The 23,549-nt window shown below is 52.1% G+C and carries 17 protein-coding genes; 15 read left to right on the top strand and 2 right to left on the bottom strand.

What is annotated here, in order from left to right:
* The first annotated feature begins 85 nt into the window (after positions 1–85).
* The 15 genes from AC1DF0_RS02030 (at position 86) to AC1DF0_RS01960 (ending at position 20,510) form a co-directional block, all read left to right on the top strand.
* On the top strand, positions 86–1,453 hold the full coding sequence (locus tag AC1DF0_RS02030) for an ABC transporter substrate-binding protein (RefSeq protein WP_477572908.1): 1,368 nt from the start codon (positions 86–88) through the stop codon (positions 1,451–1,453).
* A 196-nt stretch (positions 1,454–1,649) separates the two neighbouring features.
* Positions 1,650–2,534 (top strand): carbohydrate ABC transporter permease, encoded by an 885-nt coding sequence (locus AC1DF0_RS02025; RefSeq protein ID WP_477572907.1) that lies wholly within the window; start codon positions 1,650–1,652, stop codon positions 2,532–2,534.
* Positions 2,535–2,563: 29 nt separating this feature from the next.
* Positions 2,564–3,457, top strand: a complete 894-nt coding sequence (locus AC1DF0_RS02020; protein ID WP_442048729.1) for a carbohydrate ABC transporter permease — start codon at positions 2,564–2,566, stop codon at positions 3,455–3,457.
* Between the two features lie 260 nt (positions 3,458–3,717).
* Positions 3,718–4,602 carry an ABC transporter permease gene (locus AC1DF0_RS02015; protein ID WP_477573125.1) on the top strand — a complete coding sequence of 295 codons (885 nt, stop codon included), beginning with the start codon at positions 3,718–3,720 and terminating at the stop codon, positions 4,600–4,602.
* 43 nt (positions 4,603–4,645) lie between these two features.
* Positions 4,646–5,548 carry a carbohydrate ABC transporter permease gene (locus AC1DF0_RS02010; RefSeq protein ID WP_337100189.1) on the top strand — a complete coding sequence of 301 codons (903 nt, stop codon included), beginning with the start codon at positions 4,646–4,648 and terminating at the stop codon, positions 5,546–5,548.
* Between the two features lie 101 nt (positions 5,549–5,649).
* A complete protein-coding gene (locus tag AC1DF0_RS02005; RefSeq protein WP_477572906.1) occupies positions 5,650–7,317 on the top strand; it encodes an extracellular solute-binding protein in 1,668 nt (555 codons plus the stop codon).
* Positions 7,318–7,409: 92 nt separating this feature from the next.
* Positions 7,410–8,552: a response regulator transcription factor gene (locus AC1DF0_RS02000; RefSeq protein WP_477572905.1), complete on the top strand. Its 1,143-nt coding sequence runs from the start codon at positions 7,410–7,412 to the stop codon at positions 8,550–8,552.
* Between the two features lie 42 nt (positions 8,553–8,594).
* Positions 8,595–10,385, top strand: coding sequence for a sensor histidine kinase (locus tag AC1DF0_RS01995; protein ID WP_477572904.1), 1,791 nt, complete (start codon positions 8,595–8,597; stop codon positions 10,383–10,385).
* Between the two features lie 224 nt (positions 10,386–10,609).
* Complete coding sequence (locus tag AC1DF0_RS01990) at positions 10,610–11,410, top strand: TerC family protein (protein WP_442048725.1); 801 nt, start codon at positions 10,610–10,612, stop codon at positions 11,408–11,410.
* A 109-nt stretch (positions 11,411–11,519) separates the two neighbouring features.
* A complete protein-coding gene (locus tag AC1DF0_RS01985) occupies positions 11,520–12,152 on the top strand; it encodes a thymidine kinase (RefSeq protein WP_477572903.1) in 633 nt (210 codons plus the stop codon).
* Positions 12,153–12,155: 3 nt separating this feature from the next.
* Positions 12,156–12,635, top strand: a complete 480-nt coding sequence (locus AC1DF0_RS01980) for an MEKHLA domain-containing protein (protein ID WP_477572902.1) — start codon at positions 12,156–12,158, stop codon at positions 12,633–12,635.
* Positions 12,636–12,807: 172 nt separating this feature from the next.
* Positions 12,808–13,524 carry a hypothetical protein gene (locus tag AC1DF0_RS01975; protein ID WP_477572901.1) on the top strand — a complete coding sequence of 239 codons (717 nt, stop codon included), beginning with the start codon at positions 12,808–12,810 and terminating at the stop codon, positions 13,522–13,524.
* A complete protein-coding gene (locus AC1DF0_RS01970; RefSeq protein WP_442048721.1) occupies positions 13,517–14,257 on the top strand; it encodes a hypothetical protein in 741 nt (246 codons plus the stop codon). The genes AC1DF0_RS01975 and AC1DF0_RS01970 overlap by 8 nt, the downstream gene beginning before the upstream one ends.
* Before the next feature lie 198 nt (positions 14,258–14,455).
* Positions 14,456–17,104 (top strand): NPCBM/NEW2 domain-containing protein, encoded by a 2,649-nt coding sequence (locus tag AC1DF0_RS01965; RefSeq protein WP_477572900.1) that lies wholly within the window; start codon positions 14,456–14,458, stop codon positions 17,102–17,104.
* A gap of 205 nt (positions 17,105–17,309) precedes the next feature.
* The gene (locus tag AC1DF0_RS01960) at positions 17,310–20,510 is read left to right on the top strand and encodes a fibronectin type III domain-containing protein (RefSeq protein WP_477572899.1); all 3,201 of its coding nucleotides are present in this window, start codon (positions 17,310–17,312) and stop codon (positions 20,508–20,510) included.
* Between the two features lie 79 nt (positions 20,511–20,589).
* On the opposite strand, the gene AC1DF0_RS01955 is transcribed toward AC1DF0_RS01960, so the two are convergent.
* Both AC1DF0_RS01955 and AC1DF0_RS01950 read right to left on the bottom strand, forming a co-directional pair.
* A complete protein-coding gene (locus AC1DF0_RS01955; RefSeq protein ID WP_442048718.1) occupies positions 20,590–21,126 on the bottom strand; it encodes a superoxide dismutase family protein in 537 nt (178 codons plus the stop codon).
* A gap of 112 nt (positions 21,127–21,238) precedes the next feature.
* On the bottom strand, positions 21,239–23,509 hold the full coding sequence (locus AC1DF0_RS01950) for a sulfatase-like hydrolase/transferase (protein ID WP_442048717.1): 2,271 nt from the start codon (positions 23,507–23,509) through the stop codon (positions 21,239–21,241).
* Between the last annotated feature and the right edge of the window lie 40 nt (positions 23,510–23,549).

Here is a 23,549-nt window from a genome sequence, read left to right as displayed (position 1 = left end):
TGAAGCATATTTTGCCGAAACTTAACACGATATAATGAGTGCAGAACAGGGCATGCCTGGTCAAACAAATGAAGGTGGGGTTTGGATGAAAAGATTACTGCTCGTATTCGCAGCCGTTATTCTCGTGTTCACGATGGCGGCTTGCAGCTCAGGCAAAGAAAACAACGAAGGCAATGACAAGAGCACGAACGTTCCGAAAGCGACCGACAAGCCGGCGGCTACCGAAGAGGCCAAAGAGCCGGAGCCGGAACAAATTACGCTGAAGTTCTTCACGGCGCTTGCCGATCGCGCAAGCGGTTCAGGCAAGATCGAACAAGACATTATCGATGCCTATATGAAAGAAAACCCGAACGTGAAGATCGAAGTAGAGGCGCTGCAAGATGAGCCCTACAAAGCGAAGGTGAAAGTGTACGCTTCGACGGATGCGTTGCCAGATATTATTCAATCTTGGGGTCAGTCCTCCTTCATCAAGCCGCTCATCGACAGCAACATGCTGCTTGAGCTGAACCCTGGCGATTTTACGGAAAACAACTTTGTAGCGGGCGCTACCGACGGCTTCTCGCAAGGCGGCAAGCTGTACGGATTGCCAAGAAGCACGGACTTCCTGGTCATCTACTACAATAAGAAGCTGTTCGCGGATAACGGCCTTAACCCGCCGACAACGAAAGAAGAGCTGATCGAAGTATCGAAGCAATTCAAGGCGAAAGGCATCAATCCGATCACGACGAACGCGATGGAGGGCTGGTCGCTGCCGATCTGGTTCGAATATGCGGCTCAGCGCGCAACGGGCGATTTCAACAAGATCGACCAAGTTCTTGAAGGCACTGGCAAGTTCGCAGGCGATGCAGACTTCCTGACCGCGGCACAAGATTTGCTTGCGCTGGCGGAGAATAAGGCGCTTGCCGACGGCTTCCTGACGGCAGACTACGGCACGTCCCGCAACCTGTTCGGCCAAGGCCAAGCCGCGATGTACATCATGGGCAACTGGGAAGCGGGCCTCGCGCTTGACGAGAACTTCCCGGAAGATTTCCGCAATAACGTGGGCGCTATTCCTTACCCGGCATCCGACAAAGGCAAAGCATCCGATGTAGCGGCGTGGTTCGGCGGCGGTTATTCCGTATCGAGCGCATCCAAGCATCCGGAAGCGGCAGTCGCTTTCCTGAAATATTTCTTCAAGCCCGAGAACTGGGCGAAGCAAGTATGGCAGACAGGCGCAGGTACGCCGGCGCAGCAATTCGAAGCGTTCCTCACCGGCACGGAGACATCGCTTCAGAAGGAACTGGTCTCGATATTCAGCTCGATCTCTTCCTCCAGCGGCACCCCGGTGCTCGATAAAGGAACGGAGGAGTTCAAGACGAAGGTGATTGAGGCGCACCAGCAGCTGTTCGGCAAGCAAATAACGCCTGAGCAGTTCCTTGATCAGATGGACGCGGCGGTAGCCGTATTGAAATAGCAAGCCGGATAAGGAGCAGGCGAATTCAGGTTCACATATAAGACAGTATGAAATTTGCTGCTTATTACTGTGCTTATATGTCACCGCGAAACGATAGCTGTTGCCGCCATAGGACGGCGACAGCCGTTTACGCTTGGGCTGCTCCTTGTCTTCACTACATTTTCTCACTAAGCAAGGTAAGGGAGTAGGAGTGGCCATGCATAAGCTGCTGAGCAATCGATTGACGATATTATGGCTTGTAGCGCCTGGATTATTGTTGTTTCTGTTCATGGTTTGTTTTCCGATCGCCATGAGCGCTTATTACGGTACGACCAATTGGACCGGGCTAGGCGATTACGAATTCGTCGGCTTCAAGAACTATTCCAATATATTGTTCCATGATCCCGTCTTCTGGCGTTCATTGCGGAACGCTTTGCTGCTGCTCGCCGCGACACTGCTTATTCAGCATCCGATCGCGCTGCTGTTCTCCATTCTCGTTACGCATGCCGGGAGGCTGGAGAAGCTGTTCCTGACCGTATTTTTCATTCCGGCCGTTATTTCCGTTGTTGTTACTTCGAAAATGTGGGTTAGCGTATTCCATCCAAACTACGGGATGTTAAATAAAGCACTCGACGGGGTAGGGCTCTCTGCCTGGAAGCAGGATTGGCTCGGCGACCCTCAGCTAGCTATCTGGTGCATTATCGTTGTCGTCATGTGGCAAGGATTCGGTTATGCGCTGCTGCTCTATTATGCAGGCTTGCAAGGCATACCGAAGGATTTATTCGAGGCGGCAGAGCTGGATGGAGCAGGACCGGTGAAGCTGTACACGAAGGTGGTCATTCCGCTGCTGACGCCAATGGTCCGTGTCGCGGTCGTTATTGCGGTAACCGCTTGTCTCAAGCAGATGGAGACGGTCTTCCTTATGACGAACGGCGGACCGGCCAATACGACCCAGTTCATCGGAAACTATTTGTATAAGTCCGCCTTCACGTCATCTTTGTACGGCTACGGCAATGCCATATCCGTCGTATTCGTCATCATTTGTTTATTAATAACCGTCGCGATGAACAAAGCGTTCAAGAAGGATGTCGGCGAATTCTAACTAGACTAGCCTAAGGAGTGAGTATGTCTATGGAAGCTATCAAACCAATCACGGCGACTCCGCGGCAGCCTAAGAAGTTGAGGCAGCGGCTGACCGTAGGTGCGCTGCTCGGTCGAACGACCCTTCATACCGCATTGTGGATCGTCGCGCTGATTCAGATTTTTCCCCTCGTATGGCTCATCAACTATTCGTTCCTAAAGAGCGGCGATTTCTTCGGCAGCAGTCTGCTGAAGTGGCCGAAGTCGCTCGAGTGGCAGAACTATCACAATGCGTTTACTTACGGCAGCGTGCCGCGCTTTCTGCTGAACAGCTTGATCATTACAACGATTACGATACTCGTAGCCGCCGTGCTATCGCTCATGCTAAGCTATGCCTTCTCGCGAATGGAATGGAAGCTGCGCGGCACGACGCTTTCCTTCATCATGCTGGGCATGATCGTCCCGATCCATGCGACGCTGCTGCCCAACTTTATCCTGTTCGATCAGCTTAGTCTCATCGATAATCCATTGTCGCTTATTTTGCCGTATATCGCCTTCTCTTTGCCGATCAGCACGCTTATCATATCGGGCTTCCTGGAAACGATTCCGAGGAGCATCGAAGAGTCCGCCGTCATGGACGGCTGCTCGGTGTTCGGTGTTATCTTCCGCATTATATTGCCGATGACGAAGCCGGCGATTGCTACCGTGTGCATTATGAATTTCATCAGCTGGTGGAATGAATTCATTATGGCGAATACGTTCCTGACGTCAGAGAGCTTCAAGACGCTGCCGTTCTCGATCATGAAGTTCGCCGGGCAATACTCGTCTAATTACGGCGCCCAGTTCGCTGTTATGACGATGATCGCGCTGCCTACGGTCATTACGTATCTGCTGTTCACGGAGCAAATGTCGCGCGGGATTACGGCGGGAGCGGTCAAAGGTTAACAAATAGAGAAACGGCCGTGCAGGCACTTGTCCCTGCGCCGCCGTTTTTTTTGTATGTCCTGCTGTCCGCAATATGGAAAATGAAAGCGTTGTATTTCGATACATTCCGTTGTTTTGTCGAGTAGAATGAGGGCGCTTACAATATTAGAATTACAGTATCAAATAGAAATGGGGGGTAATCATCCTTGCAGTCACCTGTCTCCGTTAACACGCCTGTTAAGGCAGCCAGAACGGAAAAGCCGGCTTGGAAGCGGTTTCTGATGCAATGGCAAGTTCAAGTCATGATCTTTCCGGCGCTTCTGTTCATACTCGTTTTCAACTACATTCCGATGTACGGCGTGCTGATGGCGTTCCAGGATTACAACTTGTACAAAGGCTTCCTGAATAGTCCCTGGGCAGGGTTCAAGCATTTCGACATGTTCTTCAACTCCCCTGACTTTTTCCGGGTTATCCGCAACACGATCGTAATCAGCGCCCTGAAGCTGGTCATCAACTTCCCGGCTCCGATCGTTCTTGCGCTCATGCTGAACGAAGTGAAGAACATGGCATTCAAGCGGATCGTTCAGACGATCAGCTACTTGCCGCACTTCCTGTCATGGGTAATCGTATCGGGCTTTACGATTTCGATGCTGTCCGTCGATAACGGCAGCTTGAACATTTTGCTCCAAGCGCTCGGCATTATCGATAAGCCGATCAACTTCTTGTCGATGCCGGAGAACTTCTGGGCCATCATTATCACGACGAACTTGTGGAAGGAAGTCGGATTCGTGACGATCGTTTACTTGGCTGCGATTGCAGGGGTCGATCAGAGCATGTATGAAGCGGCTTCTATAGACGGCGCGAATAAGTTCAAACAAATTTTTCTCATTACGCTGCCGTCGATTACGCCAGTCATTATCATCTTCTTGATTCTTAGCATCGGCAACCTGCTTAACGCGGGCTTCGACGATCTGCTCCTGCTCGGCTCAAGCCCGATGCTGCGCGACGTCGCGGATGTAATCGACACCTATGCGTATCGAACCGGCATTATTAACAACCGATTCAGCTATGCAGCCGCAGTCGGATTGTTCAAGGCTATTATAAGCGTCGGCCTTCTTACGGGCGCGAACTATATCGCAAGAAGAGCAGGGTCGAGCCTATGGTAGCCGTTAGCTGTGTCATTTATTTTCAGAAAAGTGGTGAATCCTTGTGAAGCTAAGCAGCGGAGACAAAACCTTGCATACCTTCATCTATATATTCCTCGTCCTGCTTGGAATCGCAACGCTGTATCCGTTCTGGAACGCGGCAGTCATTTCCTTCAACGTCGGTATGGATACCTCAAGAGGGGGCGTCACGTTCTGGCCTAGGGCGTTCACGCTGGACAACTATCGAATCGTATTCCAAGACGGCAGAATCGTAACTGCCTTCTATATCTCGGTGCTGCGGACGATCTCCGGCACGATTCTATCGATTTTTATGACGGCGATATTCGCTTACGGCATGTCGGTCAAAGGCGTCATGGGCAAGAAGTTCTACATGGTGTTCGCCGTCATTACGATGTATTTCAGCGGCGGCCTCATCCCTTACTACCTGCTTAACGTCGAGCTTGGTCTTATGAACAAGTTCATGGTTATGGTTATACCGACTGCCGTCAGCGTCTTCAATATGATTATATTCCGCACATTCTTCATGGGCTTGCCTTCAGGCCTTGAGGAATCGGCGCGAATCGACGGGGCCAGCACGTTCGGCATCTTCTTTAAGATTGTACTGCCATTGTCCGGACCTGTTTTGGCTACGCTGTCATTATTCACAGCCGTCTATCACTGGAACGATTGGTTCACGCCGACGATCTTCATTACGAAGACGGAGCTGTTCCCGGTACAGACGATGCTGCAGCAAATTCTGAACTCGAACATCATGTCGGAGCAGCTTTCCATTGCAACCAAGGGCAACGCTTCCGCTGCCGACGCGCTCAGCCGGATGCAGAGCGTAACGACCAAATCGCTGACGATGGCGACAATGATGGTTGCAACAATCCCGATTATTATGGTATATCCGTTCGTACAGAAATATTTTGTGAAAGGCGTGCTCGTCGGCTCGCTGAAGGAATAGGCGCTGGAATGGGAGTATTCGATCCTGCCGCCTAGCTACCGGCGGGTTATGAATAGATAAATGAAAGTTAAGAGTACAAACATAACGGGAGGGTTTAAAAGATGAAAGGAAAACAGCTGCTCGTTCTACTTACGGCGCTAACTGTTACCGCAAGCATGACCTTGGCTGGATGCTCGTCGAACAACGACAAGCCTGCTAACGACCAGAAGCCTGCGCAAGGCAGCAACAACGGCGGCAACAAGGAAGGCGACAAGAAGGAAGAAAATGGTTTTGTATTCGGCGAACAGCCATTCACTTTCACCTATTATGTTAACTACGATTGGTGGACAACCGAGCCATGGGGGGCTAACCCGAACAGTAAATGGGTTCAAGAGAATAAGAAAGTAACCGTTGAGCCGATTCAATCCGGCGGCGCAGCTGCACAGAAGCTAAGCACGATGATCGCATCCAAAGAGCTTCCCGACGCGATGATGATGGACCGCGGTCCGGACGTTGAGCGTCTGAGATCAGCAGGCGTGCTCGTTCCTTTAGATGACTTCATCGATAAATATCCGAACCTGAAGAAGTGGGCAGGCGAAGAGACGCTGAACATGCTTCGCTCAAGCGACGGCAAAATCTATCAATTCCCGAACTGGTTCACGGCTGCTCCTACGGGCAATGGCGGCTGGTTCGTCAACTCGAAAATTTACAAAGAGCTTGGTTCTCCGAAGCTTGAAACGACGGACGACCTTTACAGCTACTTGAAGCAAGTGAAAGCTAGCTATCCGGACGTTGTGCCTCTCGAAGTCGGAAGAACGGCAGAAGGCGTGGAAGTCATGTTCCCAGGCTTCGGCGAAGGCAATACGACGGCTTACAGCCATATGAAATCTTATCCGGACGGAGACAAATTCCGCACGATCTATGATAATGAAGCTTGGAAAGAAAATATGGTATACGCAAGCAAGCTGTTCAGAGAAGGACTTATTACGCAAGACGCGATGACGCAGAAGGAAGATCAAGTGAAAGAGAAGCTGGCTACAGGCCGCGTAGCGGTTTATGTAGGCGGCAATGCAACGAACGTCGGCAGAGAAGGCCACAATACGTGGAAAAACGCCGACCCAAGCGGCGGCTATGAATTCATCTGGCCAATCGTTAAGCCAGGCGTAGACAAAAACAATGTATTCCCGAATGGTTACAATGCGCTCGGCTGGAATGTCAACGTTATTACAACGAACGCGAAAAACCCTGAGGCGATCTTCGCATACCTGGACTGGATGGCGGGCGAAGAGGGTCAACGGATTATGTTCTTCGGTCCGCAAGGCTTGTATTGGGATGAGTTCGATGCAGACGGCGCTCCGATTCCGAACGACAAGTGGTACAGCACGCCGCAAGAGCAGAAGGATAAAGAGAAGCTCGAGGCCTACGTATGGGCAGGCAACGCGACTTATGTAGATACTTCGAAAACGAAGATTGAAATGATGCTTCCTAAGGAACAACAAAACTGGGGTGCGATCGCGCAATTCAATGTCGCTTGGAAGACGTCGCACAACAACACGGAGTACAATAATATCGATCCGGCTCCGGAAACAGAGGAAGGCATCATTAACCAGCAAGTAACTGAGCTTGCGGCTGAATACTTCGGTAAAATGCTGTTCGCGAAGAGCGACGATGAAGTGCTTAGCTTGATCGAGCAAGCGAAAAAAGAGACGGACGGTCTCGGCTTCCAAAAGGTTCTTGATTACCGTACGACGAAATGGCAAGAAAACGTTGCGAAAATCAACGGCAAGTAATATATTCATGTAGGCTTCAAGGTCAAGAGGGTGTACGCCGCCAGGCGTATGTCCTCTTCTTTGGGCTTAACGGCGCTTAAGGAGGCGGGATCATGTACAAAGTGTTGCTAGTGGACGACGAGGAGCTAGAGTTGAAAGGCATACGAATGCTCGTCCCATGGAACGAGCTGCAGATGGAGGTTGTCGGCGCATGCAACGACGGATTCTCGGCGCTTCAATTTCTTAATGAGAACGAGGTCGATGTGCTCGTATCCGATATTCGGATGCCGATCATGACCGGCATCGAGCTGGCAGGCAAGGCGCAGACGATACGTCCTGGCCTTAAGATTGTATTCGTAAGCGGGCACGAGGATTTCAATTACGCAAAAGGGGCCATTGCGGTCAATGCAAGCAGCTATGTGCTCAAGCCGGTCGGCGATGCGGAAATATTCGAAGCGTTATCCGGCGTGCGCAGCACGCTTATCCGCGAGCGCAATCAGCAGCAGTGGGAGCAATCGCTTAAGCAATCGATGTCGTATTTCCTATTCAGAGGCAAGAACAGCGGTACAGGCTTCGCTCCGACGTTCGATATAGCGCAAGCAAGCCCCGCTAATTTGGATGCCATCGTAGAGAGCCTGCTTGTTGCGATGGCCAACCATGAACTGGAGCGGATGAAGGATTTTCTTGATGAATTGTTCTTTAATGTGAAGCAGATTGGCAACGACAAGGCTGCATTGCAAGGTTATGTGACATATATCGTATCGAAGCTCGATACGTTCTTGAACGATTTGAACGAGGATTTGAGCGTAATTCTGGAACGTGACGCTATGCAGGTGGATCAGCTGTTTCAATATGACGACATTCACGCCTTCCATGGTTGGCTGACGACGACGGTAAGCCTTCTAGCCAACAAGCTGCAAAGCAAGCAGCAGCGCAAAAATATGAAACTAATCCGAGAAATCGAGTTATATATAGATACTAGATTGCATCAGAACGTGACATTGAAGGAGCTGGCAACCGCATTCAGCTTTTCTCCAAATTATCTGGGCCAGTTGTTTAAGGAAGAGACGGATGAGCATTTCAGCGACTTCATGACGCGCAAGCGCGTGGAGAAGGCGAAGCTTCTGCTTAAGGATACGAGTCTCAAGGTGTACGAGGTTGCCGATCAGATCGGCTGCGGCAGTCTTGCCTACTTCAGCAAGCTGTTCAAGGATGCAACCGGCATGACGCCGGGCGATTATCGCAAACGAAGCTAACTAAAGGCGATCAGTCCGCAGAGGGGACGAGGAGACGAAGCAATGGCAGCAGCCAGCAAGAGACAGAGACGAATGATTCCTTTTGGTTACAAGCTTATGGCATCGTATCTCGTTATTGTACTTATACCCGTTATTCTGATCGGTTACTTTGCCTATACGACTTCCGTGAAAGCGATTACGGAGCATGCGAAGTCGACCATTCAAGGCACGCTCACGCAGACGAAGGAAAATATGATGTATCAGATCGATCAGCTTCAGCGAACGTCCGATCAGTTGTACTGGGACTATGCGCTGCAGGATGACCTTCGGCTGAATGAATACAGCTGGACCATTTACGACAAGACAATGAAATCGATCGTGCCGAAGCTGCAGAACGCCATTAACTTAACGCCGAATCGGGCGCTGCTTAAGTTTTATATTACGAATAAGACGTATCCGGAAATATACGCTGTACCAACGAAGGGGAGCGACCCATTGCTATTGGTCGATTCCTTCGAGCTGTTCCATATGGATCGGATCATGAATACATACTGGTTTAAATCATTTCAGTCGAGCGAAGTCGACGCGGAAAAAATTGAGAGCCGATCCTTCTGGCGCCAGATCGAGGAGGATGCGAGATACGATAATATCTCCTTGCTTCGGCCGATGTTCGACTACAAGAAGCAAAAACAGATCGGCTTCATGCGTATTATCGCTCGGATGAAGGATATTGCCGGCAGCGCGGATTATCGGAAATTCGGCGACAAGAGCAGCGTTATTATTTTGAACGAAAACGATCGGATCATTCATGCCTCCTCCAAGGAAACCTCCTATCCGGCATACGCAACGTGGACGGAGGATCTGTCACGAGGGCATCTGACTGTCGTGGAGAAGCTTCCGAATGTCGATTGGACGATTATTGCTTTAATTCCGCATAAGGATCTGTCGAAGGAAGCCGATAAGGTGAAATGGCTGACCGTTTTAATATGCTTAGGCAGTTTCATCGTTCTCTCCAGCATCAGCCTGTTCATCTCGCGTTTCTTCTCCGTTCGCGTAACGAAGATCATTCGCTCGCTTAACGCCTTCCGCGAAGGCCGCTTCGATAAGCGAATTCAATATTCGGGCAATGACGAGTTCTTCCAAATCGCTGAAGCGTTCAACGATATGGGGCGGCATATCAACTCGCTCATCAAGGAAGTGTACGAAGCAAGGCTGGAGAAGAAGGAGGCGGAGCTTGAAGCGCTTCAAGCGCAGATCAATCCTCATTTTCTTTACAACACGCTGTCGTCAATTAGTCGCCTAGGCAAGTTCGGCGAGATCGACAAGCTCGATCAGATGGTAACCGGCCTCGCTAAGTTTTACCGGCTGACGCTCAATCATGGGAAGTTCATTATTCCGGTGGAGAAGGAAATCGAGCAGGCAAAGACGTACATCGAAATTCAGAAGATCAAATACGGCAGCCGTGTTGAGGTTATGTATGACATAGAAGCAGATGTCTACGGGTATGATACGGTTAAGCTTGTTTTGCAGCCTTTTATCGAAAATATATTGGAGCACGCGCTGTTCCAAAGCTGCATAACGATCAAATTATGTGCATATCGGGAGAAGGACGCCATTGTATTTAAAATAATTGATGACGGCGTCGGCATGAAGCCGCAGCATGTTCTGGCGATCAATCAGCGCAGCGGCGGAGATCAAGCAGGTTACGGCATTCGCAACGTCGATGAGCGAATCAAGCTGCAGTTCGGTCCGCAATATGGCGTCGAGATCGGCAGTCGATTTGGCGCAGGCACAACCGTCCTTATCCGCATTCCGTTATATAAGGAAAAAAAATTTAAAAAAACTGAAACCTAAATAATATGGGCTTCGTAACTATACGGTAATCAGAATGCTACACAATTGCATAGCGTACTGAACACTCCAAAGGGGAGTAGCTTTTACAGTAAAGTCGTCATTACGAGAATGACCTTCTCCGGCTTTATTGGCAACGTCAACGTTGTTAGCCAGACCTTTGCCTATTTAGGCAGAGGTTTTTTTTATGCCTCGGGAGATACTACAAATTAAATGGAGGGATCAGCATGGATTTATCACTGTTGTTGGAGTACGGTTGGGTATTGCTAGTATTGATCGTACTGGAAGGTTTGCTTGCGGCGGATAACGCGCTTGTCTTGGCGATTATGGTTAAACATTTGCCTGAAGAGCAGCGCAAAAAAGCATTGTTCTACGGTTTGGTCGGAGCATTCGTGCTTCGTTTCGGTTCCTTGTTCGCCATCTCGTTCTTGGTGGACGTATGGCAAGTTCAAGCAATTGGAGCGCTTTACCTGTTATTCATTGCATGTAACCACATATTCCGAAAGCTTCTCATTAAGAAAGCCGAGGACGAAGCTGACGAGGCGGCAGGAAAACCTGCCAAGGAGAAGAAAGGTAGCAGCTTCTGGATGACGGTCGTTAAGGTCGAGATTGCCGACATCGCTTTCGCCGTTGACTCGATTCTTGCAGCAGTAGCGCTTGCAGTAGCGCTTCCGGCAACAGGCTTGGGTACTTTTGGCGGTATGGATGTTGGACAATTCACCGTTATATTCCTTGGCGGATTTATCGGCTTGCTTATTATGCGTTTCGCGGCATCCGCATTCGTCAAGCTGCTGGAGCGTAAACCGGGTCTTGAGCTTGCGGCGTTCTTCATCGTAGGCTGGGTAGGCGTTAAGCTGGCTGTTATTACACTTGCACATCCGTCCATTGGCGTTGTTTCCGAGCACTTCGCGCATTCGACGGGCTGGAAGCTGACGTTCTACATCGTACTCATCATCATCGCGGCACTTGGCTGGTTCTTGTCGAGCGACAAGGAAGAAGAAGAAGGCAAATCCAAAGCAACTGCTTAATGAGTAGCAGAAACAGATTCAAATGAGTAAACGAGTAAAGTTGTTGTCCGTTGCGCCGTTATCTTCCTGTATAATAGTTGTACTGATACGTTAGGTGGAGGAGATACAGGTGGCACAGCTTTATTACAAATACGGAACGATGAACAGCGGCAAGTCGTTCGAGATTATTAAGGTCGCCCACAACTACGAAGAGCAAGGAAAGCCGGTCCTTATATTCTCGCCATCGGTCAGCGCCAGAGGCGAGGTAGACCGAGTCGGCTCGCGCGTAGGCTTCGAGCGTGATGCGATACCGGTTCACGACGAAACGGATCTGTTCGAAAGCGTGAAGTCGTTCCTTAATCCAGGAGCGCAGCATAAGCAAATTTATTGCGTTCTTATTGACGAAGCTCAATTTCTGAAGAAACATCATATATTGGAGCTGACGCGGGTTGTAGACGAGCTGAACATACCCGTCATGGCTTTCGGGCTGAAGAACGACTTTCAGAATCAGTTGTTCGAGGGAAGCTACTATTTGCTCGTGCAAGCGGACAAGATTGAGGAGATCAAGACGATCTGCTGGTATTGCGACCGCAAGGCGACGATGGTCATTCGCTTCCGAGACGGCCAGCCGGTCAATGCGGGCGAGCAGATTCAAGTTGGCGGCAACGAGGATTATAAGCCGGTATGCAGACGCTGCTATAACAATGCTTTCCGCGGAGAAAAGCCTGCAAGTGACGCTTTGACAGCGCACGAGGAGGCGTAAGCGATGACGGACTCGTTAAGATCAGGCGTTGGAGCAACGGAGGCACATGCGCTGTTGATAATGGACAGCTACTTGCGCTGGACAGGCAGGGAGCTCGTCGACCGAGAGTCGTTAAGCAATGTGACGTCAGCTGCGGACTTGTTGTTTCAAGCCCCAAGAGTTATTTTGTCGCATGGCACGGAGGCTGACCCTGTATTAAACTTCGGCAATGCGCTTGCGCTTAAGCTGTGGGAGATGGAGTGGGACAAGCTGACGAGCATACCTTCGCGCTTGACTGCGGAGTCGCTGGAGCGGGAGGAACGCGACCGATTCTTCACCATGGTGACGGCAAACGGTTATGTTGATGATTACACCGGCGTGCGCATTTCCAGCTCGGGGCGGCGCTTCTATATGAAGCAAGCTACCGTCTGGAATCTGATCGACGCAGCAGGTGTGTACAGAGGACAAGCCGCGACGTTCACGGACTATAGTTACATCGAGTAAGATGGGGCAAGAGGAGATAGGCTGTACCGAGGGTGACGAAAGTTGCCGACGGTACGGCCTTTTTTTTGCTTTAGGCTATGACCCCCTTCGTATAAAAAGGATTACATTCCCAAATCAGGCGTGTTAGAGTAAAAAGAGGGGGTTTTAGCGACTGCCAGGAAGGGGAGATCAAGTGCTGTTGTTTCGATTGGAAGGGTTTGAGAACGTTGTAGCGGTTATCGGATTATTGCTTGGATGGTTGATCTTATTGGCGCTAGTCTGGCAAAAGTATCGGCGAGCGGTCGAGAAACCTCGTTTATGGCGGGCTTTGATCGTTTTTTTCATAAGCATCATTGCTTTCAGTATTCAGATGACAATAGGCGGAACGACGGCGAAGTTCGCTGTCTTGCCGCTCGGTGTATGGGTAGTCTATCTCGTTACGGCAAAGACGACTTGGAAGCAGTATCGTGCGATAGCTTGGATTGGTTTTTTGGCAAATTATATTTTTATGGCATCGCACTTGGCTGCTTATTATAGTCATGAGGTTATTTATCCGAAACGCGAGGTTGCTACCTATATTGCGAACGTGGATTCCGCTGGTATTGTATCCGTCCACCCGTCAGCCCCGGAAGCTGTCTTCGATCGGTCATTATTCCAGTCGAAGCTTAGTTCCTTGCGGCCGGAGGAAATGAATCTAAGCATGGACTGGTTTTATGAATCCAGGGACAGTGGGCATGAGCGGTTTCCATACGCATTAATAGGCGTGGAACCGAGATGGGGCAGCGGCATTCATGCTGAAATCTTTATCCAGTCTGACGGCAAAGGTTTATTAGTCTCCAGGGGAGATCAGTATTATTACTACGTCTCTGAGGAGTCGCTTCTTGAGATAGGTGGTCGTACCGATGAATAAGAAAATCGTAATGACGATTCTGTTGGCCGTTATTGCCGGGGTTGTACTGTTTTTACAGATTGGAGTAAAACCGAAGGAACTACCTAATGCCGAGCAGGCTGCGGCAGCCATTATCAAACAATATCCAGAAGCTGGCGTGAAGAACATACAAGACATCGTCAAGCTGGACGCTCGACATGCTTTCGTTCCCTTCGTAACCGATCAAAGCGAGCATGGCATGAGCTTCTGGGTCTGGGACGGATTCAAGTGGGAGATCGGCGCGATTCAGATTAATGTTTATCCGCATATATGGGGGCTTCGGGCGAACGATCCGTCCAGCCGATACATCGTATGGAACATGAGTCCGGGATCGACGATTCAAGACCTAACCTTTTATTTTATTCGGGATAGGAACGGCGGACGGACGAACGGAATGGACTACTATAACCCGCGCATTCAGATGGAATGGAAAGCTATTCTTGCGGAACGGTCGTATGGCGCCGTAAAAATCCCAAAGGAATGGGCAGCTATGCTTGAGACGGATGGGCGTATGCAAAGCGCTAAGCTGCGGAGACCGTTCATGTTCGAAGTTAATCCTCGGATTTCTTCGTATTATATCGGATATATACCCGCCTTATCGGGGGAGAAGGCGACGCCTTTCGCCCATAACGTTAGCGGAGGCTGGAACAATGGATCCATTGATTTGGAATTCGTGCGTATACTGAATGAGGCAGAGCTGGAGTTTCCCCGTTAATTGCTCGACAAGCCTCGACAGCGGGAATTGAAATAATACAGCTATTAGCCATATGTACAGCCTGCAAGTAAAGTAAATCGAGAATTGAACAGTTTCGAAGCGTTAATCCATAGTGCAAGATAGAAGGGCGGAAGCAAAGTACCCGGACAGGGTACCGCGTTCCCGCCCTATTCTATTGGCAAGGGAGAGATAGTAGTGATGAAATCCAAACGAGCGCGGGTCAGCCTATTGTTGTCGCTGTCGCTGCTGTTGGCGGCAGGACCGCTGCCGGGAGTACAAGCATCGCCAGGCTCTGCGGGAACGGCAAGGTCCATCGCCGAGTACGGCGCGAACGGCACGGATACGTTGGACGACAAGGCAGCCATACAAGCAGCCGTCGATGCCGCATCGCCAGGAGACACGGTTCTCATTCCTAAAGGTACCTATTATTTGTCAGGCACGGTATATGGCAAGTCAGGGGTTGCTATTAAGGGCGCGAAGCAGAATCAGTCGATTGTGAAGTTCACCTCAGAGTCGGATACATACATGATCTATTTGCAAAATGTAACGAACGCTTCCGTATCGGATTTGACGCTCGACGGCAATAGCAGCTTAATTGCGATGTCGGCCGTCGCGGTGTCGGGCGGCAGCGACAACAGCATGAAGAACCTTCGGGTGAAGGACTTTACCGCCACCGAAGGATTCGGCCCGCATGCGCTGTTCGTTGATAACTCGCCGTACGTAACGATTTCAGGCAATCACATCACCAATATTGGAATCGCTTCCATTTGGGGCGCTGGCATACGTGCCGGATGGGGCTCTTCGCATGCCACGATTGAAGGTAATGTCATTGCCGATACGGGACGCGGCGGTATTCTCGTGAACGACAACAGTCCGTGGGCCGTCGTGCGCAGCAATAAGATTACGGGTTCCGGGCTGAAGGAGCATGGTCTCGCCATTGAATTGCATACAAACGTGGACAATTCCATTATTGAAGACAACCAAGTCGACTTCTGGATCAGCGCGGTCCGCTCCAGCAAGATTGCGGTTAGGCGCAATATCATTCAGCCGAAGGACGGCCGAGTCGGCAACATCGGCCTGGAGATTATGGCGGACGATGCGATTACGACCGATAACCTCGTGAACGGCGGGCAGCAGGTCGGGATTCAGCAGTCGCCGGGAACGGGGCATCAATATTGGGGCTACAACATCGTGAAGGACATGGTCATGTGGGGCATGCAGCTCCAAGGAGAAGGCTCCGGACAGAACGAGCAGTTCCAATACTTCTATAAGAACAGCTTCATTAATACGCAAGAGGGCAATCCGAAAGCGAATTATCCCGGTTATGACGGCAACGGCGTCCGGATTCACGGAAGCTCGCAGAACTTAACGTTCGACAGCAATCTGATTGCGGGTAACGGCCGCAAAGCGATTGAAATAACCGGTGCCGCAGGCGTTGATCGGCTGAGCTTCACGAATAACCTCATTACGGGAAATAAAGGGATAACGATGGATCCGTATCCTGCTGCGGCCGAGCATCTGGAATGGTCCGGCAATATCGTGCTCCGCAACGGCAGCAATGTGCAGCTGCAGTCGCGCGGCTTCCAAAATAAGAAGCCGGCGGCCGACTTCTCTGCTCCGGTTCTCATCCGCGTAGGAGAACCCGTAAAGTTCACTGACAGCTCGTTCGACAGCGACGGTACGATCGCCCACCGTCTATGGGACTTCGGCGACGGTCTGCCAAGCACAGCCGTCTCGCCGACCTATGTGTATGATAAAGCGGGTATTTACCGCGTAACGCTGGTCGTATGGGATAACGAAGGGCGCTCCCACCTGAAGGAGAAGAGCTTGCTCGTTAGGCCGGGAATGCCGGATCGCCAAGCACCGGCCGTGCCGACAGGCCTGGCATCACCGTCGCAGACCGATGAGACGGCAGAGCTGAGCTGGCAAGCGGCATCCGATAATGTGGGTGTCGTCGGTTATGACGTATACGTGGATGGAGTATTGCAAGGTACGACGGAACCGGGTGAAACATCGTACACGGTGACAGGTCTAGCGCCATTAACGACGTATAGCGTGACTGTACGTTCTAGAGATGCGGCGGGTAATGTATCGGGAGCAAGCTCGGCGCTTTCCATTACGACGGAGGCACCTGACTCGTCACCGCCTACAGCGCCTGAGAACCTGACGGCCGCTGCAGCGAGCGAAACAAGTGCTGTTCTCTCTTGGTCGGCATCCTCCGATAACAAGGTTGTAACGGGCTATGAAATATACCGTAATGACAGCCTAATCGGTACAACCTCAGGAGCAGCTGCAACTTCGTATACGGCTAAAGGGCTGCTGCCGGGCACGACGAGCAGCTTCACCGTGAAGGCGAGGGACGCAGCCGGCAATCGCTCGGATTCGAGCGCACCGGCATCGGTCACAATGAACGCGCCGACATCGGCTGTTAATTTGAGCGATTATGCTTGGGATTCCGGTACGGCAGGCTGGGGCAACATCCAGCTCGATAAGTCTTCGGATGGCCGGCCGATAACGTTGAACGGCGTAGTCTATGCGAAAGGTTTTGGAACGCATGCCGCTTCTGAGATTGTATACACGGTAGGCGGTGCGTATGAGAAGTTCCAAGCAAGCGTCGGGGTCGACGACGAGACGTACGGCAACGGTTCTGTCTCCTTCGAGGTATGGTTGGACGGGGTACTTGCTTACGACAGCGGCGTCATGGATGCGAATTCGGATACGATCGATATCGATGTCGATATTAGCGGTGCGCAGCAGTTGAAGCTCGTCGTCACGAACGGCGGCAACGGAACGGATTGGGATCACGCGGATTGGGGCGATGCCCGGATCCTATTTCAAGCGGAGTAAGCAGGAATCAGTTACTTGAAGCGAACGGGCCGCCCGTTGATCGAGCGGCCTGACGTTTGCCGGATAATCGGTGGGATATAAGTTGAGGAGGTGAGGCTTACGGACATGTCATGCAGATATACCAAGGGGTAATCGCATCATGACGGGGATAAAGACAGAAACCATTCTGTAACAAATCCAATTTAATTGAAGCGAGGGATTACTAATGACCAAATTAAGCAAGCGACCGAGGATGAAGACGCGCATATTCAGCGCCTTGTGCGCATTGTCTATGCTGCTGCCGATCTTGCCAGTACCGGCCGTATTCGCCGCAACGCTCGATATCACTTCTTATGGAGCCGCCGGCAACGACACGGTGTCCGACAGCGCCGCCATACAAGCCGCCGTCGACGCTGCATCGAGCGGCGATACCGTCCTTATTCCTGCAGGCACGTTTTACTTAACGAGTACGGTTAACGGCAAGTCTGGCGTGAAAATAACGGGTGCGAACCGCGATACGTCGATCATTAAATTCAATTCGTCTTCGGCGCTAACCTTCTTCTCCATGTACAATCTGACCGGCGCGGAAGTGTCCAACATGACGCTGGACGCGAACAATAGCACGGTCCCGCAGTCCGTAGTCGTTTCGGAAAACGGCAGCGGCAACAAAATGTTGAATCTCAAAGTGAAGGATATAGGCACGTCATCGGGCTTCGGTCCATTCGCCCTATACGGCGTCAATACGGATAATCTGACCATTTCGGGCAATATCGTCACGAATATCGGCGTCAACTCCGACTGGGGCGGCGGAGTTCGCGTCGGCTGGGGATCGGACAATGCGTTGATCGAGAACAACGTTATTCATCTTACAGGTCGCGGCGGTATTTTCGTAAACGACAATAGTCCGGGGGCGATCGTCCGCGGCAACACCGTTACCGGTACAGGCAAAAAGATGGAAGGTCTCGGCATCGAGCTTCATACGAACGTAGACAACTCCATAATCGAGAACAATAACGTCGATCACTGGATCAGCGCGGTACGTTCCTCTTATATCGCGGTACGCAACAATATCGTGAAGGCAACGGACGGAACGGTAGGCAACATGGGGCTGGAAGTCATGGTTGACCACGGCGTAACGAGCAACAACCTCGTCGACGGCGGTCAGCAGGTCGGCATGCAGCAATCGCCGGGCACGGGCTATCAGCTCTGGAACTACAACACCGTCAAAAACATCGTCATGTGGGGGATGCAGCTGCAGGGCGAAGGAACGGGACAAACGGAGCAGTTCCAATATTTTTATAAAAACGTATGGGAGAACGGACCGATCGGGCATCCTTCGGCAGCCTATCAGGGCTATGACGGGAATGCGGTTCGTATCCACGGCAATACGAAGAACATTACATTCGACAGCAACCAAATCATTAACAATGGGCGAAAAGCGATTGAGATTACGACGGCAGGCGGAACGGATCGTCTCAGCTTCGTGAACAATACGATTACGGGCAACGGCGGTCCTTCCATCGATCAATATCCGTCCTCGGCGGCGGATCTCGAGTGGAGCGGCAATACGGTCAGCGGCAATGGCACGAATACGCAGCTTACGAGCCGCGGCTTCAGCGATCCGAAGCCGGTAGCGAACTTCACGGCGCCAATGACGGTTCAACTCGGTCAGTCGGTGACGTTCACGAACACGTCCACGGACAATGGTACGATCGTCGAGCATTTATGGGATCTGGGCGAGGGTCTGCCGGTTACGACGGTCAGCCCGACATACACGTATCAGAAGCCGGGTACGTATCAAGTTATTCTCGGCGTTTGGGATAACGGCGGCAGAGCGCATGTGAAGGAGCAGACGATTACGGTTGTAGCCGGGCCGCCGGATACGACGGCACCATCCACTCCTGCTAATCTGACATCGCCTGCGAAGACGAACACTAGCGTAACGCTTACGTGGAACGCTTCTACTGATAATGTCGGCATCGCAGGTTATGAGGTTTACGCGAACGGCGGTCTTGCCGGTACGACGATCGGCGGCAGCTCTACTTCGTATACCGTGACGGGTCTGACTCCGAACACGGCATACAGCTTCACCGTGAAGGCGAAGGATACATCCGGCAATATGTCATCAGCGAGCAGCGCGCTAAGCGTTACAACAGACCAGACGCCGGTTGCAAATTGGGAGCTGTGCGCGGGCGAGAACAATATGTGCAGCTTCACCGGCACGAAGGAAGTCCGCTACGGAGCGGGCAGCAGCTTCAATTACGGCACGTACACGAACGGCGTTATGTGCTCCAACAATACGTTCGGCGACCCGGCACCGGGGCAATATAAATCATGCTTCGTGAACACGGCATCAAGCGGCGGTGGCGGCGGAGATACGCAGGCACCGACGGCTCCAACCGGATTAACTTCACCGGCTAAGACCTCGACAAGCGCAGACTTATCGTGGACGGCATCCACGGATAACGTAGGCGTAACGGGTTACGAGATTTATAGAGGTACGACATTGGCCGGCACAACGACGGGGGCTACGACCTTTTCGGCAACAGGGCTCTCGCCTAGCACGGCATACAACTTTACAGTGAAAGCGAAGGATGCGGCGGGCAACGTATCGGCGGCAAGCTCCGCGCTTAACGTGACGACGAATGCGCCTGCAGGCGACACGCAGGCTCCTACAGCACCGACAGGTTTAACATCGACGTCAACAACGGCATCGAGTGTAAGCCTTTCGTGGACGGCATCGACGGATAATGTAGGTGTGACAGGTTACGAGATTTACAATGGATCTTCGCTTGCAGGTACGACGACAGGAGCTACGACTTACACGGTAACAGGGCTGTCGGCAAGCACAGCCTATAGCTTCACGGTAAAAGCGAAGGATGCGGCGGGCAACGTATCGGCTGCAAGCAGTTCCGTTAACGTAACGACTAGCGCATCGGGCGGTCAGACGTCGACAGGATCGATAACGCGAGAATACTGGACGAATATAACGGGACCGACGATCGGCAGCATTCCGGTATCGACAACGCCATCTGGCACGTCCTCGCTAACGAGCTTCCAGGCGCCTTCGAACTGGGGCGACAATTACGGTACGCGTATCCGCGGCTATATCGTGCCGACAGTAACGGGAACCTATCAGTTCTCGATCGCGGGCGACAACAACAGCGTGCTTTACTTAAGCACCGACAATACGGCGGGCAATAAAGTACAGATCGGCGAAGTCGTAGATTGGGTGGGCGAGCTGAGCTTTACATCCTACACGAACCAGCAATCCGGCCAAAATACGCTAACGGCAGGGCAACGCTACTATGTAGAAGTGCTGCATAAGGAAGAGAGCGGCGGCGACCATGTGGCGGTAGGCTGGAAAACGCCGGGCAGCTCCACGTACTCGGTCATTGATGGTGCGCATCTGGCTCCGATTCAATAGGCTTTAAAGGCATATAAAAAGCATATCCCCCTAGCCGTGGCGGCAGGGGGATATGCTTTTTTTTGCTGTAAACCTACAATTACTTCACGACGCCGCAAGCAATCCGAGCGCCGGAATTGCCAGATGGATCGGTTACATAGTCATCCGCTTTCTCATGGATAACAAGCGCTGCGCCGTCGGCCTTAATGATCGAATTCGGTTGTCCCTGCTTGAGGGTGACAACGGCAGTCTCTAGATCGGCGGTCACTTTGCCGTCCGCGCCGACTTCGATATTCGGTAGGTCGCCTCCATGGAAGCCCTTCGGATTATTGAAGCCATGCTGCTTTTGCGTCGGGTTGAAATGGTCGCCCGCCGTCTTGAAGTCCGGAGCATCGCATTTGCCGACCGCATGAATGTGGATGCCATGCTTGCCCGGCGAAAGCTTCTCTGCTTCAAGGTGGATGAGCACCTTATCGTCTTTCTGAGTCAGCGTCGCTTTGCCGATCGCCTGATTGTCGGCATTTACGATCGTTATCGAAGCGCCGTGCGCCTCATTGCCTTCATGTGCAGATACGGCTCCGAACGTTTGCGTTTGAAGCAGGAGCAGCAGTGCCGTCGTAATCGCGAAAATTTTCATCGTGAATCTTTTCCCTCCACATATGGATCATGATTTGCAACTGCTTGATTAAGCAGAGCATCTCTAGTATGTGTATAAATATGGAAACTATTCATGGGGCCGAACCTAGTTATTATTCTGTAGCGAGCTCTACGGCAAGAAGCGATTCCAGGTCGGCGGAATAGCCGCCAAGCGTATATACGACGTTGTTCAGCTTACCGCTGAAGCGGAACGGCGACGCATAGGTCGGGCTGACCGGTGTCGGGTTGTTCTCGCCGACGTGGAATTGCTCGTTCGAGAAGCCGAGATAGCCCGTATGTCCAACATGGCCTTCGCCGATTTTGGTGCCATTCGCATACAGTGTCGCGACACCTACATTGTCGCCAGTTTTGGCGAACCGGAACGTCACAGTAACGGCGCCGGCAGGCAGCTCGGAGTCCGAAGTAACGACATACTGGACACCGTAGGAATGATTGTAGAAGAACGTTAGCCGATTATGCTGCACATATAGCGAGTAACCTCCGAAGCGGCCGCCTTGGGCGACGATTACGCCCTCGTCCCGGGTGCTGGAACGATCCAAGCTGGCGTTGATTTCGAAAGGCTTATTGCGAATATCAGGCGCCTTGGCGAACGGCAATCCGAATGATGTTGGATAGAACGTGCGCGATACGACATCTTGCTTAGCCGGACGAGCGGACTCGATGCTTCTTACCTTCGCGATAATCGAGCGGCCGTCAAGCGGCAGCACGCCGTTGCGGCCGGCTTCCGCCCACCATAGGTCGACAAGCTCGCGCAGTCTTTCCGGCTGCTCGGCAGCTAAATTGCGCGATTCGGTGAAATCCTCGGCGACATGGTACAGCTCCCATTCATCTTGGGCAAATGGCGTATTCGGCTTATGGATAGCGACAGCCTTCCAGCCATCCTTCCAAATGCCGCGGTTGCCGATCATTTCGAAATATTGGGCAGGCTTGCGCGACGGGCCGTCCGCATCCTCGAACGTGTAAGCTAGACTGGTGCCGTGAATCGGCTGCTGGCTTACGCCTTTGTACGTATCCGGCGCTTCGATGCCGAGCAGTTCCAGCACGGTAGGCACGATGTCCGTCACGAAGTGGAATTGGCTGCGAACCGTGCCGCCTTTCTTGATGACGTTCGGATAATGGATGATGAGCGGGTCCTGCACGCCGCCGGCATGGACGAATGATTTGTACCATTTCAGCGGCGTGTTGCCTACTTGCGCCCAGCCTGCCGGGTAGTGGTTGTTAGCGAGATGGGTGCCGATCTCGTCGATCCGCTGGAGCTTCTCCTCGAACGATTCCTTTAGTCCGAATCCTTCCGCCCAACTATGAACGGTTCCTTCGTCGCCGCCCATGGCGCATGCGCCGTTGTCGGAGAGCAGCACGAGCAGCGTATTGTCGAGCTGTTCGATTTCCTTCAAGAAATCGACAAGCCGGCCGATATGCTCATCCGTATGCTCGAGGAAGCCGGCGAACGCTTCTTGTTGACGCGCGAACAGCTTCTGTTCGTCGGCCGTTAGATCGGCCCATGCCTTCACGCCTGGATTGCGCGGCGGCAATACCGCATCCTGCGGAATAATGCCAAGCGACTTCTGGCGCTCGAACCATTCCGTACGGGCAACGTCCCAGCCCTTGTCGTATTTGCCTTTGTACTTGTCGACATACGCCTTAGGCGCATGATGTGGGGCGTGAGTCGCGCCGTACGCGACGTAAGCGAAGAACGGTTTATCCGGAGCGGCCGACTTCTGGTCCCGGATGTACTGAATCGCGCGATCGGTTAAATCCTCGGTCAAATGATAACCTTCTTCGACGGTCTTCGGCTGCTGGACGGGACGGTTATCCTCGACCAGATCCGGGTTCCATTGGCTCGTAGCGCCTTCCAGGAAACCGTAGTAGCGCTCGAAGCCGCGTCCGAGCGGCCAATTGTCGAACGGTCCGGCGGCGGAATGCTCGGCTGCCGGAACGAGATGCCATTTGCCCACGGCGAACGTATTGTAGCCTTCTTCAACTAATATTTCGCTCAGAAGCGCCGTTTCTTTGCTTACTTTGCCGCGCGTGTTCGGGAAGCCGCTGTCGAAGCCGGATACGAAGGAGACGCCGGTCGCGTGCGGGTTACGCCCGGTCAGCAACGCCGCTCTCGTCGGGGAGCAGACAGCTGTCGTATGGAAGTTGTTGTATCGGAGGCCGCCTTGAGCCAACGCGTCGATGTGCGGCGTCGCAATGTCGGAGCCGTATGAGCCAAGATGGGCGAAGCCAAGATCGTCAAGCAAGATGACGACGATATTGGGAGCTCCGTCTTGCGGCTTCGCGGGCTGCGGCCAATGGGGGACGGAGTCTTCGACGGCTGCGCTGATGCGGCCTTGGAATTTTTCTTTTTTCCAGTTAGACATAATAGATTCCTCCTAAAGGATAGTACGAGCGTATTTACGT

The organism is Paenibacillus sp. 05T425 (assembly GCF_056396205.1).
The sequence above is the reverse complement of the archived record's forward strand: the minus strand, read 5'-3'. Positions and strand labels throughout refer to the sequence as shown.

What these genes read in the sequence shown, in the direction of transcription:
- AC1DF0_RS02030 (WP_477572908.1), top strand. Translation starts at nt 86, where the DNA reads ATGAAAAGATTACTGCTCGTATTCGCAGCCGTTATTCTCGTGTTCACG.
- AC1DF0_RS02025 (WP_477572907.1), top strand. Translation starts at nt 1,650, where the DNA reads ATGCATAAGCTGCTGAGCAATCGATTGACGATATTATGGCTTGTAGCG.
- AC1DF0_RS02020 (WP_442048729.1), top strand. Translation starts at nt 2,564, where the DNA reads ATGGAAGCTATCAAACCAATCACGGCGACTCCGCGGCAGCCTAAGAAG.
- AC1DF0_RS02015 (WP_477573125.1), top strand. Translation starts at nt 3,718, where the DNA reads ATGCAATGGCAAGTTCAAGTCATGATCTTTCCGGCGCTTCTGTTCATA.
- AC1DF0_RS02005 (WP_477572906.1), top strand. Translation starts at nt 5,650, where the DNA reads ATGAAAGGAAAACAGCTGCTCGTTCTACTTACGGCGCTAACTGTTACC.
- AC1DF0_RS02000 (WP_477572905.1), top strand. Translation starts at nt 7,410, where the DNA reads ATGTACAAAGTGTTGCTAGTGGACGACGAGGAGCTAGAGTTGAAAGGC.
- AC1DF0_RS01995 (WP_477572904.1), top strand. Translation starts at nt 8,595, where the DNA reads ATGGCAGCAGCCAGCAAGAGACAGAGACGAATGATTCCTTTTGGTTAC.
- AC1DF0_RS01990 (WP_442048725.1), top strand. Translation starts at nt 10,610, where the DNA reads ATGGATTTATCACTGTTGTTGGAGTACGGTTGGGTATTGCTAGTATTG.
- AC1DF0_RS01980 (WP_477572902.1), top strand. Translation starts at nt 12,156, where the DNA reads ATGACGGACTCGTTAAGATCAGGCGTTGGAGCAACGGAGGCACATGCG.
- AC1DF0_RS01970 (WP_442048721.1), top strand. Translation starts at nt 13,517, where the DNA reads ATGAATAAGAAAATCGTAATGACGATTCTGTTGGCCGTTATTGCCGGG.
- AC1DF0_RS01965 (WP_477572900.1), top strand. Translation starts at nt 14,456, where the DNA reads ATGAAATCCAAACGAGCGCGGGTCAGCCTATTGTTGTCGCTGTCGCTG.
- AC1DF0_RS01960 (WP_477572899.1), top strand. Translation starts at nt 17,310, where the DNA reads ATGACCAAATTAAGCAAGCGACCGAGGATGAAGACGCGCATATTCAGC.
- AC1DF0_RS01955 (WP_442048718.1), bottom strand. Translation starts at nt 21,126, where the DNA reads ATGAAAATTTTCGCGATTACGACGGCACTGCTGCTCCTGCTTCAAACG.
- AC1DF0_RS01950 (WP_442048717.1), bottom strand. Translation starts at nt 23,509, where the DNA reads ATGTCTAACTGGAAAAAAGAAAAATTCCAAGGCCGCATCAGCGCAGCC.